Annotated in this window: 14 protein-coding genes, 1 other RNA gene and 2 pseudogenes; 9 read left to right on the forward strand and 8 right to left on the reverse strand. The window is 65.5% G+C overall.

Translation table 11 applies throughout. The features are described from left to right. The first annotated feature begins 336 nt into the window (after nucleotides 1–336). The 5 genes and pseudogenes from ACCQ12_RS07010 (at nucleotide 337) to mmuM (ending at nucleotide 4428) form a co-directional block, all read left to right on the forward strand. Nucleotides 337–1029, forward strand: coding sequence for a hypothetical protein (locus ACCQ12_RS07010; RefSeq protein WP_372383572.1), 693 nt, complete (start codon nucleotides 337–339; stop codon nucleotides 1027–1029). Nucleotides 1030–1085: 56 nt separating this feature from the next. Beyond that, nucleotides 1086–1511 (forward strand): hypothetical protein, encoded by a 426-nt coding sequence (locus ACCQ12_RS07015; RefSeq protein ID WP_184386921.1) that lies wholly within the window; start codon nucleotides 1086–1088, stop codon nucleotides 1509–1511. An 18-nt stretch (nucleotides 1512–1529) separates the two neighbouring features. Beyond that, nucleotides 1530–1762, forward strand: a pseudogene (gene uvrD / locus ACCQ12_RS07020) (DNA helicase II); the annotation flags it as partial. Between the two features lie 303 nt (nucleotides 1763–2065). Continuing rightward, nucleotides 2066–3463 carry an S-methylmethionine permease gene (gene mmuP, locus ACCQ12_RS07025; RefSeq protein ID WP_372383250.1) on the forward strand — a complete coding sequence of 466 codons (1398 nt, stop codon included), beginning with the start codon at nucleotides 2066–2068 and terminating at the stop codon, nucleotides 3461–3463. Then, nucleotides 3460–4428: a homocysteine S-methyltransferase gene (gene mmuM / locus ACCQ12_RS07030; RefSeq protein WP_104581589.1), complete on the forward strand. Its 969-nt coding sequence runs from the start codon at nucleotides 3460–3462 to the stop codon at nucleotides 4426–4428. Before mmuP ends, mmuM begins: the two co-directional genes overlap by 4 nt. A 128-nt stretch (nucleotides 4429–4556) precedes the next feature. On the opposite strand, the gene ACCQ12_RS07035 is transcribed toward mmuM, so the two are convergent. From ACCQ12_RS07035 to ACCQ12_RS07045, 3 genes are all read right to left on the reverse strand, one after another. After that, entirely contained in the window at nucleotides 4557–6506 is a 1950-nt protein-coding gene (locus ACCQ12_RS07035; RefSeq protein WP_039564068.1) for a DUF885 domain-containing protein, read from the reverse strand. Nucleotides 6507–6701: 195 nt separating this feature from the next. Beyond that, nucleotides 6702–7478, reverse strand: coding sequence for a queuosine precursor transporter (locus ACCQ12_RS07040; protein ID WP_372383251.1), 777 nt, complete (start codon nucleotides 7476–7478; stop codon nucleotides 6702–6704). A 4-nt stretch (nucleotides 7479–7482) separates the two neighbouring features. Then, nucleotides 7483–8157, reverse strand: coding sequence for a DUF502 domain-containing protein (locus ACCQ12_RS07045; RefSeq protein WP_039409647.1), 675 nt, complete (start codon nucleotides 8155–8157; stop codon nucleotides 7483–7485). A gap of 479 nt (nucleotides 8158–8636) precedes the next feature. Here ACCQ12_RS07045 and ACCQ12_RS07050 point away from each other — a divergent pair, with 479 nt between their 5' ends. Further along, entirely contained in the window at nucleotides 8637–10004 is a 1368-nt protein-coding gene (locus ACCQ12_RS07050) for a hypothetical protein (protein WP_372383573.1), read from the forward strand. A 286-nt stretch (nucleotides 10005–10290) separates the two neighbouring features. On the opposite strand, the gene ACCQ12_RS07055 is transcribed toward ACCQ12_RS07050, so the two are convergent. After that, on the reverse strand, nucleotides 10291–11844 hold the full coding sequence (locus ACCQ12_RS07055) for an alginate export family protein (protein ID WP_166750615.1): 1554 nt from the start codon (nucleotides 11842–11844) through the stop codon (nucleotides 10291–10293). A gap of 351 nt (nucleotides 11845–12195) precedes the next feature. Between ACCQ12_RS07055 and ACCQ12_RS07060 the strand changes: the two genes are divergently transcribed. Beyond that, a complete protein-coding gene (locus tag ACCQ12_RS07060) occupies nucleotides 12196–12558 on the forward strand; it encodes a PadR family transcriptional regulator (protein ID WP_104581592.1) in 363 nt (120 codons plus the stop codon). Beyond that, on the forward strand, nucleotides 12555–13472 hold the full coding sequence (locus tag ACCQ12_RS07065; RefSeq protein WP_104581593.1) for a sensor domain-containing protein: 918 nt from the start codon (nucleotides 12555–12557) through the stop codon (nucleotides 13470–13472). The genes ACCQ12_RS07060 and ACCQ12_RS07065 overlap by 4 nt, the downstream gene beginning before the upstream one ends. An 86-nt stretch (nucleotides 13473–13558) precedes the next feature. On the opposite strand, the gene ACCQ12_RS07070 is transcribed toward ACCQ12_RS07065, so the two are convergent. The 3 genes from ACCQ12_RS07070 to ACCQ12_RS07080 form a co-directional block, all read right to left on the reverse strand. Continuing rightward, nucleotides 13559–13634: non-coding RNA, sX9 sRNA (locus ACCQ12_RS07070), on the reverse strand. Between the two features lie 114 nt (nucleotides 13635–13748). Beyond that, a complete protein-coding gene (locus ACCQ12_RS07075; RefSeq protein ID WP_372383252.1) occupies nucleotides 13749–15092 on the reverse strand; it encodes a polyhydroxyalkanoate depolymerase in 1344 nt (447 codons plus the stop codon). A gap of 589 nt (nucleotides 15093–15681) precedes the next feature. Then, entirely contained in the window at nucleotides 15682–16284 is a 603-nt protein-coding gene (locus tag ACCQ12_RS07080) for a methyltransferase (protein WP_039409602.1), read from the reverse strand. Nucleotides 16285–16357: 73 nt separating this feature from the next. Between ACCQ12_RS07080 and ACCQ12_RS07085 the strand changes: the two genes are divergently transcribed. After that, the gene (locus tag ACCQ12_RS07085) at nucleotides 16358–16804 is read left to right on the forward strand and encodes a CopD family protein (protein WP_166750617.1); all 447 of its coding nucleotides are present in this window, start codon (nucleotides 16358–16360) and stop codon (nucleotides 16802–16804) included. A 77-nt stretch (nucleotides 16805–16881) separates the two neighbouring features. Here ACCQ12_RS07085 and ACCQ12_RS07090 read toward each other — a convergent pair. After that, nucleotides 16882–16974: pseudogene (locus ACCQ12_RS07090) on the reverse strand (tetratricopeptide repeat protein); the annotation flags it as partial. Between the last annotated feature and the right edge of the window lies 1 nt (nucleotide 16975).

The following is a 16975-nucleotide window of genomic DNA, read 5'->3' on the forward strand; positions in this document are numbered from 1 at the left end:
GCGTTAGCCGCAGGCCCTGTTTCGCCGCTCGCCTGCGCATGGCTGTGCCGGTCTGCGTCCGTTGGGCAGGTTGGCCGATCGACATCGGGCGGAAGTGATGCAGTGCGCCTGACGCAGCGCTTCGCGCGTGCACGTCGTCGAGGACCACCGCACGGCTGACTCGCGCATGGCGCCAGCACGGACGTGCAGCGCCAACATCCTCCGCCTGGCAGGCCAATGTCAGGGGTTTGCCGATGGGCTGCACTGTCGACGCAACCGATGCTGGACACCGATGTCGTATCGGCGCGTTTGCATTACGCCGCCGGGGCATCGTCCTTCCATGACAGGAACTTACCCATGCCCATTCTCGCGTTCCGCCCGCCGCATCTCAAATCCATCCCCAAGGGCGTACATGTGATCCAGCACCCGGCCGACACGCTGCCCGGTCGCGATGCGATCGTCGCAGCCTTGCCGCGCACCGCGCAGGACACGCCGCAGTTGCAGTACGACACGGTGTGGATCGGCGGCGGCCACGGCAATGTGGACAACCACGGCGCTCCGACCCAGTTCAACGGCTGCAGCGATGCCGCCGTGTTCCAGCGCTTCATCGCGGATATGGTCGCCATCGGCATCCGCACGCCGGCGCTGATCGTTGATACCTGTTTTTCGCTGGCCTCGCTGCCGCAGCTGGTCCCGCTGCTCACCGAGCACGGCGTGTTCGCCGGCTGGTCGGGCATCTGCAACAGCAGTCGCATCGAATCGCTGACATCGGGCCGGTTGCCTGCGTTGGTTGAGCAGCCCGAGACCGTGCTGGCCCAGTTGGCCGCGGCCGCGTCCAGCCAGGTGGTCTACACCGCACACGACCGGGTGCTGATCCGCTATGCACGGTTGACCGTGAGCGAGGGAGTGATGACTGCCTGCGATATCCGCGATGCCGAGGCAACCCTCGCGCGCGTGGGCAGGGCGACCTGGCAGGACAGGCCGCTGATCGCGGCCGAACAGTGCATCGAGGACCGCGCCGGGTTCATCGAACGCCTGCACCGACTCTGACCGGCCCGGCACCGCCGCCCATCCGCGCATCCACCCGACACAAGAGGACTGTCTCCATGACCACCTACACCAACAACGGCACCGGCACGTTCGGCAGTGCCAGCAGCAAGATCCGCAAGCATGTGCTCGACGACTACCTGACGGCGAAGATCGCCAACTATGTCGGCATCGGCCGCACGAAGGTCAACGACGATACAGTGATCCAGGTCCCCGCCGACTATGCCAACAGCGAAGGCGTGATCGTGGGCATGGATCTGGTCAAAGGCCTGCGTGTGGACCTGCAACGGGCCCAGACCCACGACGGCAACACCTACGCGACCTGGCAGGTGCAGTGGGGCACCGGCAGCGACGGCAAAACCGGCGGTGCCTATGCCGGCGTGTTGATGCGCGTGGCGACCGACTTCACGTTCGCCGAGTTTCGCAACGCGATGCGCGAGAGCTTCGGCTATACACCGGGCGCCTACTGCCGGCTCGATCCCTGACCGGCACGGCGAAACGTCCTGCCCTCGCGCTTCCTGCGCGAGATCTCGCGCGAACTGCTGCACAACGTGCGGCCGAAGGTGTGCAGGTTTCGCGCAGCGCCTCATTGGGCGCGCCGCGCAGCATGCGGCACGGCATGATCGAGGCGCCGGCGATCACGCTCGGCGCCAACGTGCAGCATCCCAGGTTCGGCGGCGTGGTCATCGACGACCAAGACAGCGGCGCGCGTGCCCGCGTGCAGGCGCAGTTGGACCCGGCACGGTCACGGGCGCGTTGCACGTACAGGGCAGGCGTGTGCCTGCGATGCAGAGCGCAGCAAGGTCATCGCACGCACGGTGCTGTGGCATTGGAAGGTTCGTGGGCAAACCGGCCGCGCGCAGAGGTTTGCGCAGCTGGATGGTGATGATGCGGCAGGTCGAGGGCCTGCGGACACCAATTGGCGGCATCGCCGCCCGTCAGTCAGCCAGAGCGCATGGCTCACGGCTCGTCCGCACGCGGCTGTGCCCGCCTGCCTGCGCGTGGCAGGATACGGCTTCCCCCCCGTCCAGATGCACCCATGCCCGAATCGTCGCCGACCACCGCACCGCAGTTCCAGCGCAGCATGCAGGTGCGTCATCTGGTGATGCTGTCGCTGGGCGGGGTGATCGGTACCGGGCTGTTTTTCAACACCGGTTACATCATCGCCAGCACCGGCGCGCTGGGCACGGTGATCGCGTATCTGATCGGCGCGCTGGTGGTGTACCTGGTGATGCAAAGCCTGGGCGAACTGGCAGTGGCGATGCCGCAGACCGGCGCATTCCATGTGTATGCGGCGCGTTACCTGGGCCCGGCCACCGGCTACGTGGTGGCATGGTTGTACTGGCTGACCTGGACGGTGGCATTGGGATCGAGCCTGACCGCCGCGGCGTTCTGCATGCAGTACTGGTTTCCGCACAGCCCGGCATGGCCGTGGTGCCTGCTGTTCTGCGCGCTGATCTTCGGCTTGAACACGGTGTCGGCGCGCTGGTTTGCCGAGGGCGAATTCTGGTTTTCGTTGATCAAGGTGATCACCATCGTGGTGTTCATCGTGCTGGGTGGCGCGGCTGTGATCGGTGTGCTGCCGCTGGCCGATGGTTCGCCTGCACCGGGGCTGCGTCATCTGCGTGCCGACGGCTGGTTTGCGCAGGGCAGCTTGCCGATCCTGATGACGATGGTGGCGGTGAACTTCGCGTTTTCCGGCACTGAATTGATCGGCGTGGCCGCCGGCGAAACCGCGCAGCCTGCACGCGCGATTCCGCTGGCGATCCGCACCACGCTGGTACGGCTGGTGGTGTTGTTCGTGGGTACGGTACTGGTGCTGGCCGCCTTGCTGCCGGCCGGGCAGGCAGCGGTGGAAAAAAGCCCGTTCGTGCGCGCATTCGAATTGCTGGGCATTCCGTATGCGGCGGATATCTTGAATGCGGTGATCCTCACCGCGATCCTGTCGGCGGCCAATTCCGGCCTGTATGCAGCCGCGCGCATGCTGTGGTCGCTGGCCAACGAGGGCACCCTTCCGGCGGGCCTGGCGCGTCTGACCCGCCGCGGCATCCCCTTGCGCGCGGTGTCGCTGAGCATGCTGGGCGGCTTGCTGGCGCTGCTCACCGGCGTGTATGCGGCCGACACCGTGTTCGTGGCGATTTCGGCGGTCTCCGGCTTTGCGGTGGTGGTGGTCTGGCTGAGCATCTGCGCTGCGCATTACCGGTTTCGCCGCCAGCTGCTGCGCGATGGGCGCGCGCTGGAGACACTGGCGTACCGGGCGCCGTGGTATCCGTGGACGCCGATTCTGGGCTTTTTGCTGTGTCTGCTGGCCTGCCTCGGGCTGGCGTTCGATCCGCAGCAGCGCATCGCGCTGTACTGCGGCATTCCCTTTGTCGCGCTGTGTTATGGCGCCTACGCATTCACCCAATGGCTTGCGGCCCGGAGACTGCACCCATGACGATTCTTCCCCGCCAGCCGCGCGCCGATGCGCCTTTCAGCCAGGTCTTGCAGCACGACGGAGTCGTCCTGCTGGATGGCGCCCTGGCCACCGAACTGGAAAAGCGCGGCTGCGATCTCAACGATGCGCTGTGGTCGGCGCGCGTGCTGATGGAGCAGCCGGAGCTGATCTACCAGGTGCACCGCGATTATTTTGCTGCCGGCGCGCAGTGCGCCATCACTGCCAGTTACCAGGCCACGCCGTTGGGTTTTGCCGCGCGCGGCCTGGACCTGGCGCAGTCGCAGGCCCTGATCGCGCGCAGCGTGGCGCTGGCCGCACAGGCGCGCGCCGATCATCTGCAGGCGCAACCGCAGGACGCGCCGTTATGGGTGGCAGGGTCGGTCGGCCCGTACGGTGCCTATCTGGCCGATGGCTCGGAATATCGCGGCGACTACGTGCTGCCGCTGGCCCAAATGATGGACTTCCACCGTCCGCGCATCGCCGCGCTGGCCGCGGCCGGGGTGGACGTGCTGGCCTGCGAGACCCTGCCTTCGGCCAGCGAGATCGACGCCTTACGCCGGGTGCTGGAAGAGTTTCCGCAGCTGCATGCATGGTTCTCGTTCACCCTGCGCGACGCAGCGCATCTGAGCGATGGCACGCCGTTGGCGCAGGTGGTGCCGGCATTGGATGCCAGCCCGCAGGTGGTGGCGGTGGGGATCAACTGCATTGCGCTGGACCAGGTCACGGCAGCGTTGCAGAGCCTGGCGGCGCTGACCACGCTGCCGTTGGTGGTCTACCCCAACTCCGGCGAACACTACGACGCCAGCGACAAGCGCTGGCACGCTGGCGATGCGCCGGCGTGCAGCCTGGCCGACCAGCACACGCAGTGGCTGGCCGCCGGTGCGCGCCTGATCGGCGGCTGTTGCCGCACCACGCCGCGCGACATCGCTACGCTGGCCGCGGCGCGGGCGACCGCCCGGGGCTGACGATGGTCACGGCGGTGTGTGCCGTGGCCGCCGCGGCGGGGGACGGGCAGGCGCGGCGCGTTTGCCGGCGTGCGATGGCACGCCCGTTTCGGGGCGCGCGCGACGGGACTGTGCCGCGCGTGTCTGCCTCAGCCCTTCTGGGTGGCGATCCAGCGCTGGATCTTCTCCTGCAGGATCTCCAGCGGCACCGAGCCGTCCTTGAGCACTTCGGTGTGGAAGGCGCGCACGTCGAAGCGCGGCCCCAGCTCGCGTTGGGCCTGTTCGCGCAGCTGCGCGATCTTCATCTCGCCCACCTTGTAGGCCAGCGCCTGGCCGGGGATGGCCATGTAGCGATCGACCTCGGCTTCGGCATCGGTGCGGCTCATCGCCGAGTTGTCCAGCATGTAGTCGATGGCCTGCGTGCGGGTCCAGCCCTTGCTGTGCAGGCCGGTATCGGCGACCAGCCGGATCGAGCGCCAGAGCGCGTTCTGCAGGTAGCCGTAATAGTTGTACGGGTCCTGATACAGCCCCAGCTCGCGGCCCAGCGATTCGGCGTACAGCCCCCAGCCTTCGATGTACGCGGTCTCGCCGCCCAGGCGGCGGAACTTGGGCAGGTCGGTCAGTTGCTGCTGCAGGCCCAGCTGGTAGTGATGGCCGGGGATCGCCTCGTGCAGGTACAGGCTCTCCGCTTCCCAGGTCTTGCGCGAGGGCAGGTCGGAGGTGTTGACGTAGAAGATGCCCGGCGTGCTGCCCGCGCTGCCATTGGCGCTGGGGCGCATGTACGAGCCGCTGGCCGCCGACTGCGCGCGCTGCGGTTCCACCGCCCTTACTTCCAGCTCCGGCATGCCCTGGACGGTGAACAGGCGCGGCACCGCGCCCTGCACGCGCCCCTGCAGGCCCCGGTAATACCCCAGCAGCTCGGTCTCGCTGCGGAAGCTGAAGCGCCTGTCGGTCTGCATGAACTTGTAGAACTTGGGCAGGTTGCCGCGGAACTTGACCTGCTTGGCCAGCGCCTGGATCTCGCCCTGCAGGCGCGCCACCTCGTCCAGCCCGATCTGGTGAATCTGCTCCGGGCTCAGCTCCGAAGTGGTGCTCTGGCGCACGTCGTAGGCGTACCAGGCCGCGCCGTTGGGCAGCGCCGCCAGGCCGTCGGTGTCGCGACAGGCCGGCAGGTATTCGGTGGCGATGAAGCCGCGCAGCGCGCGGTAGGCCGGCAGGATGCGCACCTCGATCAGCCGCTTGTATTCGGCGGTGAGGCGCTGCTTGTCGGCTTCGGGCATGTCGGCCGGCAGGTTGCGGATCGGCCCCCAGAACAGGCTGTCTTCGGCACTGCGCGCAATGATCGCATCCAGCTGCGGCAGCACTTTCTGCATCAGCACCTTGGGCTGCACCACCCCGGCCTGCATGCCGGCGCGCATGTTGGTGATGGCCTGGTCGAACAGGTCCGGGATGCCCAGCGCACGCCGCGACCAGTTGTCGTAATCCTTGACCGTCTTGAACGGCTGCGCGCCGGTGCCCGAGCCCAGCACCACGGCGATGCTGGCGATGTTGTAGAACTGGTTGATCGGCAGCATCCAGCTGGGGAACTGCTCGGCGGCCAGCGCACTGCGCGCATCGCGCACGAAGATCTGATAGCTCAGCAGGTCCTGGCCGCTCAGACCGTCCGGCCCAAGCGCCTCGGCCTTGCCCAGCCACAGCACGGTGAAATCGTGCGACTGCTGACGGAATGCCGGCGACAGGAAGTTGGGCAACTGGTCGTTGTAGCGGCTCTCGCCCTGGAAGGTGGCCTGCAGCGGGTTGAGCTTGAGCGAGGCGTCCCAGTACTGGTCGTAGAGCAGGTTGAGTTGCTGGGCCTTGGTCAGCACCACCGGGGCGACGACGGGCCGCGGGCGCGCCTTGGCTGCCTTGCTGCCCTTGGCGGTCCTGGAGCCCTTGGCCGCGGGTTTGGTGGTCTTCTTGGCTTTGCCCGCCTTCGCGCGCGTCTGCGTGGTCTGTGCCTTGGCGGTCTTCTTTTTGGCCGCATCGGCGGGCGCTGCCACTGGCAGGCTCAACACGGCGGCGAGGGCCAGCGACAGCAGGCGGGAAAAGCTGAGGGGCATTACCGGCTCCGGAAACAAGCGAGCGGGGAGCTTGCCCGATCCGCACGGTTACGGCCACCCATCGCGGTCATACCGCCTATCGGCAATTCATGCGGCGCACTGGCTGGACGTGGTTCCGCTTCGGATGATGCAGCGCGGCAATCGGCGGATGCCTTGCAGCGCCCGGGAAGCGCGCCACCCGGCAAGCCTTGCCGCTCAATCGGCCGCGGCTTCCTGGCGCAACTGTTCGGCCCGCTCGGCGCCCAGGTAGGCGCCGATGCCGCGGCGCGCCAGATACAGCAGCGGGATCAGCAGGATGGCAAAGCCCATCTTGTACACATAGTTGAGCGTGCTCACCGCGAGGAACTGATCCATCGACCAGTGCTGGGGCCCGAGCACGAAGGCGATGTAGATCACCACGAAGCTGTCCACCAGCTGCGACACCGCAGTGGAGCCGGTGGCGCGCAGCCACACGTGCCGTTCGCCGGTGAGCTTGCGGATGCGATGGAACACCGACACGTCGATCAACTGGCCGACCAGGAACGCCACCAGCGAGCCGCCGATGGTCCACAGCCCTTGCCCGAACACCGCCGCAAAGGCGGCCTGATAGTCCGGCACGCCCTGGCTCTGCGCCGCGGTCACCCACCACCCGGCCGGTGCCAGTGCGATGGCCGCGAAGGCGAACACGAAGCCGTAGCCGATCAGCGCCACCGCCACCCACGAGATGAAACGCACCCCGCGGCTGCCGAAGAACTCGTTGATGGTGTCGGTCATGATGAACACCACCGGCCACAACAAGGTGCCGGCGGTAAAGCTCAGCGAGCCGCGTTGACCGAACAGGTTCCAGTTCAACGGCGCGATGCCCAGGGTGTCTTCCAGCGCGAAGATCTTGACGCCGATGAACTCGGCCAGTGCCGCGTTGACGCAGAAGAACGCGGCCAGCGCAATGAACAGGCGTACCGCACGATCGTCGAGGGTACGCATGTGTGTCATGGTCTCAGCGGTCCGCCGTCCGGGTGAAGGGGACCGATTCGGGTGCCACTGCGCCGCCGGAGATGATGAAGCTCATCGCCTGATCCACGCTCCAGTCGGTGGGCGTGAGTAGTTCCACCGGCACGATTTCCAGATAGCCGGAGGTCGGGTTGGGCGTGGTCGGCACATACACCGCCGCCAGCTCGCGGCCGGTGCCCTGTTCCTTGATGACGCGGGTGACCAGGCCGACCGACTTCATGTCGCGATGCGGGAAGTCGATCAGCACCACGCGCTGGGTGCTGCCCGGCTGGGTCTGCAGGATGTCGAGCAACTTGCGCGCGCTGTCGTAGACCACGCTGGCCAGCGGGATGCGCCGCATGATCGCCTCGAACCAGCGCAGCAGGCGCTGGCCGATCACGCGTCGGCTCAGGATGCCGACAAACAGGATCGCCGCCACGGTAGCGATCAGGGCAATGGTGTTCTGCACCCAGAGCGCCTTGATCCAGCCCAGGTTATCCGGGAACGAGGCGGCGATACGCTCGGACAGCGGCACCACCCACGGGCTGCTGATACCCGAGAGCAGCGCGAACACGAACTTCACCACCACCCAGGTCAGCCAGACCGGCAGCAAGGTCAGCAACCCGGTGAGAAACACGCGTTGCAGGGAAGGGCGGGAATGCGGAGTGGGAGATTCGGACATCTGCATAGTGTAGGCATTCGGCCGCGTCCGGTGGAGGTGGGGCCGGGATTGGGGAGTGGGCATTCGGGATTTGTAAACGCGCTCACTCACTGTTGGACTGCCGCGATCGGTAATTGCCGCGGCAACTGCAACTGCTGGGGCATAGGCAGGGGCAGTTGCAGTGTCAGTGGCGCCGGCAAGGCGAGGGCAAAAGCAAAGGCCGCTCCCTTCTCCCGCCGGGAGAAGGTGGCGCGTAGCGCCGGATGAGGGCACGACCGCCACTGATGTCCGCAACCCGGCCTTCCCAACTCCGCTGCCTGAAAACCGGCAGGCTGTCGCCAGCGTCCGCCGTCCTTGCCCGGACATTGCGCGTGCGTGTCGTTCAATCGGTTGCCGCTGCTTTTGCCTGCTGAAAGAACGCAATGCCGATACGTGGACGCGTCTTCGTCTACCCGTCGCGGTGCTGCGCCGATGGCACTAAGATGCGCAGCTTCCCAGGGATGGATGTGGACATGCTTGCCAAGTTCCTCAAGACCGCCTTGCTCGGTGTTTGCATCCTGCTTGCGGTAGTGGCGGCGCTGTATGCCGTCTCCCAACGTTGGCCCATTCCCGATGCACAGCGGCAGGCGCTGGCGCAGCTGCGTCAACCGCTGCCGCCGTTGCGTGGGGCCAATATGTTCGCGGCGCTCTGGTCGCTGTCCTACGCGGTTCCGGAAGCGCAGCGAGAGACCTTGCTGGCCCGGGACGTGGGGCGCCTGAATCAGCTGCAGCGGCAGGCGCCGTTTCGCAGTGCCGTCTCGGACTATCCGCGCCTGCCAAGCTGGCCAGCCACCGCGCCAGCCCTGTGCAGCGCCAGCGCAGGCGGATGTTTACAGCAGGTGCGCGAACAACCGCAGGCCTATGCCGATGCGCTGGCCGCACAGGCGCCGATGCTGAGCAGGATGCGGGCATTGGCCAACTACACCGACTACCGCAGCCCGTTCCGGCCACGCGCCGATATGACCTTGCCCGAGCTGCCGCGGATGCCGCTGTCGATGACCGCCAGCGCACTGGATTTCGTCCAGGGGCGTACCACCCAGGCCTTGAGCGATGTCTGCACCAGCGCGCAGGTTGCCCGGGTGCTGCTGCGTAGCAGCGACAACCTGGCGGTCACGATGATCGGCGCGGCGATGCTGCGCGGTAACGCGCAGCTGTTTGCGGACATGCTGGCCGAGCTGCCTGCGCAGGCGCCGTTGCCCGCGCAGTGCGCCGCGGCGTTCGCACCGGCGGCGATGGAAGAGATTTCGCTGTGCAATGCGCTGCACGGCGAATCGCGCTTGATGTTTTCGATGCTGCAGGACGCGTCCGTCCAGGATGGCGATCGCGACTGGCTGGATCGCATCTCACCACGGCTACTGGACCGCGAGCGCACCCAGGCGCTGCTGGCACCGACCTTTACTTGGGCCTGCAGCGCGCCGGTGCGGGCATTGCTGGCGCAGGATCAGGCGCTGCCGCCCGGCATGGTGGCAACGCCCGACACGGCCACGGTGGCCTGCGTGGCCAATGCCACCGGCTGTCTGTTGGTCAGCGCGGCGCGTCCGGACTATGCCGATTATCAGCACAAGCTGCAGGACACTGCTGCGGCAGTCCATACGGTGGCAGCCCTGCTGTGGTTGCGCGATCGCCCGGCCGATACACGGCCGCTTGCGGAGCGACTTGCCGAGCTGCCGCCTGCACTGCGCGGACAGATGCGCCCGCTGCAGGCCGGCGGCGACGGCAAGCATCTCACCATCGCTCGGTATGCCAGACGCCAGGACGGTACCGGAGACGACCGCTGGCCAGTGCCGGCCAGCCGGCTTGCGGAGCGCGCGAGCACTGCGATCCAGTAGTGTCGCAACGCGTCAGTGGCGTGGCGCATCCACCAGGTTGCTAGTGGAGCCTGAGGCCACGACCTGGTCCGTCAGCAGCGCCTCTGGAATTTCATGGCTGAGCCGGTGCGATCAGCACGGGATTGCGAGGCATGCGCGCCGCAGTCGTGGCACCCCACTGCAGTCAGCTGCGCTGAAAAGCAACATGCCGCGTCCCTGACAGGACGCGGCATGTCGATGTGTCGCTGTGCAGACGCGCAGCAATGACGCACACCGCATCGGTGCGCGCAGGCGTACCACCGCGTGCTTAAAAGCGGAAGTTCAACCAGCCCATCACGAAGGTCGAATCGCCATAACCGGCTCTTTCCAGCGCGGGTCCCGCCATCAGGTGCTCGGCGCGGAAGGTTACCGACCAGTTCGGGTCGATGTTCCAGGTGGCATTGATGCGCGGCATGGTGCCGATGCGGCGCTCGCCGGTGTTCTGCGTGCGTGCATAGGCGCGTGCCTGGTTGTTGTAGATCGCATCGCTGGTGGTCTGGCGCCACAGGGTTTCCCATTCCAGATTCACGGTGAGCTTGGAGGTGGGCGAGAAGGTAAAGGTCGGCGCAGCGGTGACCAGATTCACCGGACCGAAGAAGGTGGCCCAGCTGAAGTAGATCGTGTTGCCGTACAGGAAGTTGTTGTTGCGCAGCGTGCCGGTACCGGAGGTGCCGCCACCGCCGGAGGCGATTTCGCTATGGAACCCCAGGCGCGGCTTCCAGCCGGTTTCGCTCAGCGACCAGGCATTGGAGGTGCTGGCCATGTAGGCACGCAGGTCGCGTCCGCCAAAACTGCCGCGCTGCACGGTCACGAACGAATCGGTGCGCAGCTTGCCCACGTTGCCCCACAGGCGCAGGCCGTAGTAATTGCGGTGCTCTTCGGCGGTCTGCCGGCCCCACACCTGATTGTCGTTGCGGAACTGATAGAAGAACGGTTCCAGGTACATGGGCTTGGCGGTCGGCAGGCGGTAGCCACCGACCACACCGCGGAAGTGCCGCGAGCGGTCGATACGGTCGTCGCCCAGGCCTTCGGTGCCATCCAGGTTGAAATTGAAGTCGAACACGTCGACACGCGTTTTTTCGCCGATCGCCCAGGCGCGCGCACCGTTGAAGGTGACGAAGATGTCGGTATTGTCGCGCAGCGCCATCAAGGTGGTGGGGCCATCGACGAAGACCTGACGGCCTACCCGCAAACCGGTGTCGGCGCTGCCGATGCGGCCTTTCACGTCGAAGAACACCTGCTGCAGGATCGCGTTGTTCTCCTGCGTGCCAGTCTTGGCGCCTTCGTTGCGCCCATCCAGGCTACCGTGCGCCAGTTCCGTGTACAGACGGAAGTGTTCGCCCACGTGCAGGTCCGCGCCGAAGAACGCGCGCAGCAGATACTGCTGTTGCGAGTGGCTGCCGGGAATCAGCCCCGGGTTGGTGATGGTGTTGCTGCGCACGCGCAGCTCGTTGCTGAGCGAAACGTAGACATCGCCGTCTTCGCTGAGCGGGATGTACTTGAGCGGATCGAACGGGCTCTTGCGCTTGGACGTGTCTTTCAAATACGACCAGTCTTCGGCCCAGCGCACCTGCCACATGTTGCCGCCCTGCTTGGCGCCCCAGCCCTGGGCTTCCTGCGGATAGCCCTTTGCGGTGGCCGGCGCGGTGGTCACCGGCGCCTTGGCCGGCTCTGCAACGGCCTGCTCGGCGTTGGCCGGTGCCGGCTGCACCTGCGCCAGCGCCAGGCCCGGCAACGCCAACCCGATCGCAAGGCACAGGCGCCGTGTGGCACCAAAGGAAGTATCAGCCATGGCCGGCTGCGCCAAGCGTGTCAATTGCATCGTCTTGCCCCATCGAAAAATGAAAACCCCTGAGCGAAGCTTATCGGCACGGGGGGCGTTGACTGTAGTAAAGCCGTGCCGGAAACGCAGTAACCCAAAGGTTCTAAGCTCATGAACGCACTGGGGTTTGCGCAGGCGGGCGCGACAGGGGCAGGAATCGGGACTCGGGAATCGGGAATCGGGAATCGCAAATCGCAAATCGCAAATCGCAAAGGCGGATTTCCACCTTGGCGCGTCGGTATCGGCGCTTTTCCGATTCCCCATTCCCGATTCTCCATTCCCATGACTACCGGCACATTCACTATAGCTAGGTTCTACATAGCATCACCTTCGACCTAGCGGAGATGGCCGATGAGCGAGCCGGATATCCACCTACGCAAATTTCAGAAGGAGCTGAGTGCGGGCACCGTGTCGCTGGCCTTGCTGGCCGTCCTGGCACAGGCCGACGAGCCGCTGTACGGCTATCTCATCGCCAAACGGCTGGAGCGGCTGGAAGGCGTGCTCAGCGGCAAGCAGAGCGCCTTGTATCCGGTACTGCGCAATCTGGAAGGGGCAGGGCTGTTGCAGAGCCATATCGAGCCATCCGCGTCTGGGCCGCCGCGCCGTTATTACCGCATTACCGACAGCGGGCGTGACTGCCTGCGCGACTGGACCGCCGCCTGGCGTGCCACCCGAGATTCCGTTGATTCAGTGCTGCAGGGGACCCACTCATGAATACAGTTGCGCAGTCACATCCGTTGCCAACCACCATTTCCGATTACCTGGCGCAGCTACGACAGGCGCTGGCGGGGGCCGACCCGGCGATGATCCAGGACGCGCTCTACGACGCCGAAGAATATCTGCGCGCCGAGCTTGCGGAACAGCACGGCAAGAGCGAGGCGGAGGTCATTGCAGACGTGGCTGGCAGCTACGGCGCGCCGGAGGAAGTGGCCGAGATCTACCGCGAAACCGAAGTGACCGTGACCCGCGCGTTGCGTCCTCCGGCGCCGCCCAAACGCGCATCGTGGATTGCCAACTTCTTCGGTGTGGCAGCCGACCCGCGCACCTATGGCGCACTGTTCTACATGCTGCTGTCGCTGCTTACCGGCGTGTTTTATTTCACCTGGGTCGTCACTGGCGCGAGCCTGTCGATCGGGCTGCTGATCCTGATCATCGGCGTGCCGTTGCTGGTGTTGTTCTTCGGCTCGGTACGGGTGTTGTCGCTGGTGGAAGGCCGCGTGGTCGAAACGCTGCTGGGCGTGCGCATGCCGCGTCGCCCGCAACATCCGGGCCTGCAGGGCAGTTGGCTGCAACGCATCGGCGCGATGTTCACCGACGTGCGCACCTGGAGCACGATGCTGTACTTCGTGTTGATGCTGCCGCTGGGAACTCTCTACTTCACCGTGTTTTGCACGCTGCTGTCGCTGTCGCTGGGGCTGGCCGCTTCACCGCTTGTCGTGTTGTTCGACAACACGGCCGTGCTGACCTGGGATGGCGTGGACATCACCGGTTCCTGGCTGACGTTGCCGTTGTTCGCGGTGGGCGTGCTGTTGTTGTTTGTCACGCTGCATCTGGCGCGCGCCTTCGGCAAGCTGCACGGCATGTTCGCCAAGCAGCTGTTGGTCAAGAGTGGCGACGCGGCTGCGTGACGCGCGCGAGCGATGTATCAGCATGCACGGCATCGATGATGGCGTTTGCAGGCCGGCATTGCTTGGCGTGCTGTCGCACGTAGAACAGCTGACAACACGTGGCGAGCAGTTGTCGGTCGGGTGTGGGCAGCGCACAGGAACCGGAGTGTGCGAGCGAGATATACCGATTGTGGACGCCTGCCGCGCACGCCTGGCGGTTGCGTAGCAGGTTTGCCGGGCGACCTCAGTGGCGATGCAAAAAAATCCCCGGCCGTGCCGGGGATTTTATTTCTTGGTTCAGGCGCGTTTGCCGCGCTTGCGGATCGGGGTCACGGTGGCCGGGTCGCGGCTGCCGACCGGGTCGGCATCGTAGCGGGCGATGAATTCGCGTACCTGCGGATACACCACTTCACGCCAACGACGGCCACTGAAGATGCCGTAGTGACCGGCGCCTTCCACCACCAGATGGCGGCGATGCGCCGCATCGATGCCGGTGCATAGATCGTGTACCGCTTCGGTCTGGCCGAGGCCGGCGATGTCGTCCAGCTCGCCTTCGATGCTCAGCAGCGCGGTATTGCGGATCGCCGATGGCTTGACCAGTTGGCCATCCACTTTCCACTTGCCCTGCGGCAGCAAAAACTCCTGAAACACCACGCGAATGGTATCCAGGTAATACTCTGCCGGCATGTCGAGCACAGCGTTGTATTCGTCGTAGAACTGCCGGTGTGCTTGCGCATCCTGCAGGTCGCCCTTGACCAGATCGGTGTAGAAATCCCAGTGCGACATCACGTGCCGGTTGGGGTTCATCGACAGAAAGCCGGCGTGTTGCAGGAAGCCCGGATACACCTGACGGCCATGGCCCGGATACGGGAACGGCACGGTGTGGATCAGGTTGTTCTGGAACCACTCGATGCCGTTTTCCGTGGCCAGGTTGTTGACCTGGGTAGGGCTGCGACGCGCATCGATCGGCCCGCCCATCATCACCAGCGAGCGCGGGGTGGGCTCGTCGTTGCTGGCCATCAGCGACACCGCCGCCAACACCGGTACCGTGGGCTGACAGACGCTCACCACATGCAGGCGCTCGGCGCCGATATGGCGGATGAACTCCTGGATATAGGTGATGTAGTCCTCGAGCCGGAACGCGCCTGCTTCCAGCGGCACCATGCGCGCGTCCACCCAATCGGTCACATAGACCTTGTGGTTACGCAGCAGGGTGCGCACGGTGTCGCGCAACAGGGTGGCGTGGTGACCGGACAACGGCGCCACCACCAGCACGGCCGGTTGCTCCTTCATCTTGCCGATCAGCTCGACGTGGTCGCTGAAACGCTTGAAGCGCAGCAGCCGGCAGAACGACTTGCTCAACACTTCGCGTTCGATGATCGGCAGCGAATGGCCATCGACCTCGACATCGTCCAGCGCCCAAGCAGGCTTTTCGTATTCCTTGCCCAGCCGATGGAACAGCTCGTTGCTGGCGGCCATGCGTTCGGCACCGGGAAGCGATGCCCACAGGCTGTCGGGATCGGAGAACATCTTGGCGTTCGCCTGGGCCTGATGCACCCAGGGGGCTAGCAGATTGCGGGTCAGCTCATGCAGTTGATAAAGCATTCCACCCATCCGTGCGGTTTTGCTGCCGCGCAGCATACCGGGTTTGGCGCATTTGCACCTTAATGGGGCTCCGGGCGGTTGAGGCTGTCATGGGAGCTATGGCAGACATAGGCTGCGTTATCTGCTGCTGTCTATGCTCGTTCGGATGGCGCGCACGGACGGGAGATCGCGCTAGGCGGCCGGATGACGTTAGAAGCGATGCGACCAGCGTGTAATCGACAGTCCTGTCGAAGTGCCTGCAGAAGCAAAGTCCCTATCCTGCGGGAGAGGGGTTGGGGTAAGGGTACGGGGTAAAGCACACGTCCATTCAACCTGCGCGAGGCTTCGCCCGTACCCTCATCCGCCCCTGCGGGGCACCTTCTCCCCCATGAAGGAGGACAATGTCCCGACGGGAGAAGGAACAGCTCGCGCGACTGCAAGATGGCGTTAGGCGGCCGGATGACGCAGGGCCCGTAGAAGCAAGCCCCTCTCCTGCGGGAGAGGGGTTGGGGTGAGGGTACGTGGCGAAGCCCTCGCGGACTCAAATACGACCGGCGATACACCAACCACGTCGAGCCTGGCACGTCATCGCAATCCGTTCCTGCGAGGCGCCTTCTCCCGGCCGCCGGCCGCCGCGAACACCTGCTCAGCTGCGCTCCAATGCAGACGTCTCTCCAGCCAATTGCGGCGACAACCAGCAGTGCGACCCGAGCGCTGTAAAGCCCACGCTGGCGAAGCGGCGCCGGTACCAGCGCGATGGCCGCGCCTGAAAACCGTCATGGTCGCCTTCGAACGCATCTTCTTCGGCAAAGGTTTCCAGAAACGCCACGCCTGCGCACATGTCGGCCAATCCGGGCAGGCCCTGATTGAATTCGCGCGTGGGCACGTAATGCAGGACATCCGAGCAGATCAGCAGGTCCACCGGTGCGCAGGGGCGCAGCCAGGCGAAGTCGCCGAAGCGGGCAGGGTGGATCTGGCGGCTACGGCCGTAGCGCCGGACGGCGTAGTCGCTGCTGTCAAAGCCCAGGTAGCTGAGCTTGGGCCGCAGCGCCAGCAAGGGCGCGCGCCATGCGGCTTCGCCGCAGCCGACATCCAGCACGCTGCGGATCGGGCGTTCCAGGTAGTACTCGGCCTGTGCGACCGCGAGTGCGACCTTGCGTCGCAGGCGAGCGGGGTCGGCCAGCCCGGCATCGCGATACCAGCGGCGGAAATACTGGGCGTCGTACTGTTTCTGGTCTGACTGCTGCATGGTCTCAGCTGCTTTCGCGCGTGCGGATGGGTGAAAATGCGGGCCATCCTACGCGAGCCAACGGAGCCAGCGCATGACCCTGTATTTGTGGATCAAGACCTTCCATCTGTTGTTCGTGATCGCCTGGATGGCGGCGGTGTTCTATCTACCACGCATCCTGGTCAACATCGCCGAAGCCGGCGGCGAATCTGCAGTGCGCGCACGCCTGGTGTTGATGGGGCGGCGGCTGTACAAATTCGGCCACAGCATGCTGGGGCTGGCGCTGCTGCTGGGCGCAGTGCTGTGGCAGGGCTACCGCGTGATTCCCGATTTCCCGACCATGGTGACCGGCGGTTGGCTGCACGCCAAGCTGTTCGCGGTTGCGTTGATCCTGGCGCACTACATCGTAGCCGGGCGCTGGCTGAAGGGCGTGGACCAGGGGCGTGCCGTCCCGAGCGGGCGTGCACTGCGCTTGTTCAACGAGGTGCCGGTGATCCTGCTGGTCGGTGTGATCTGGCTGGTGCTGGCCAAGCCGTTCTGAGCGGCGTTGCATGCAGGGCGGCATGGCGTCGCCTCGTACGCAGGAGCCGAAGCTGACGTCGCCGCGATGCCGGCCTGAAACGTCAGCAGGATCATCATCCGGTAGGACGGACCACCGCTGCGCACCACGTGCACGCAGCAGGCCAGCTGCAACACGATCGACCGCAGCAGC

The organism is Xanthomonas sp. NCPPB 1068, assembly GCF_041479385.2.
GTDB classification, from domain to species: domain Bacteria; phylum Pseudomonadota; class Gammaproteobacteria; order Xanthomonadales; family Xanthomonadaceae; genus Xanthomonas; species Xanthomonas cannabis.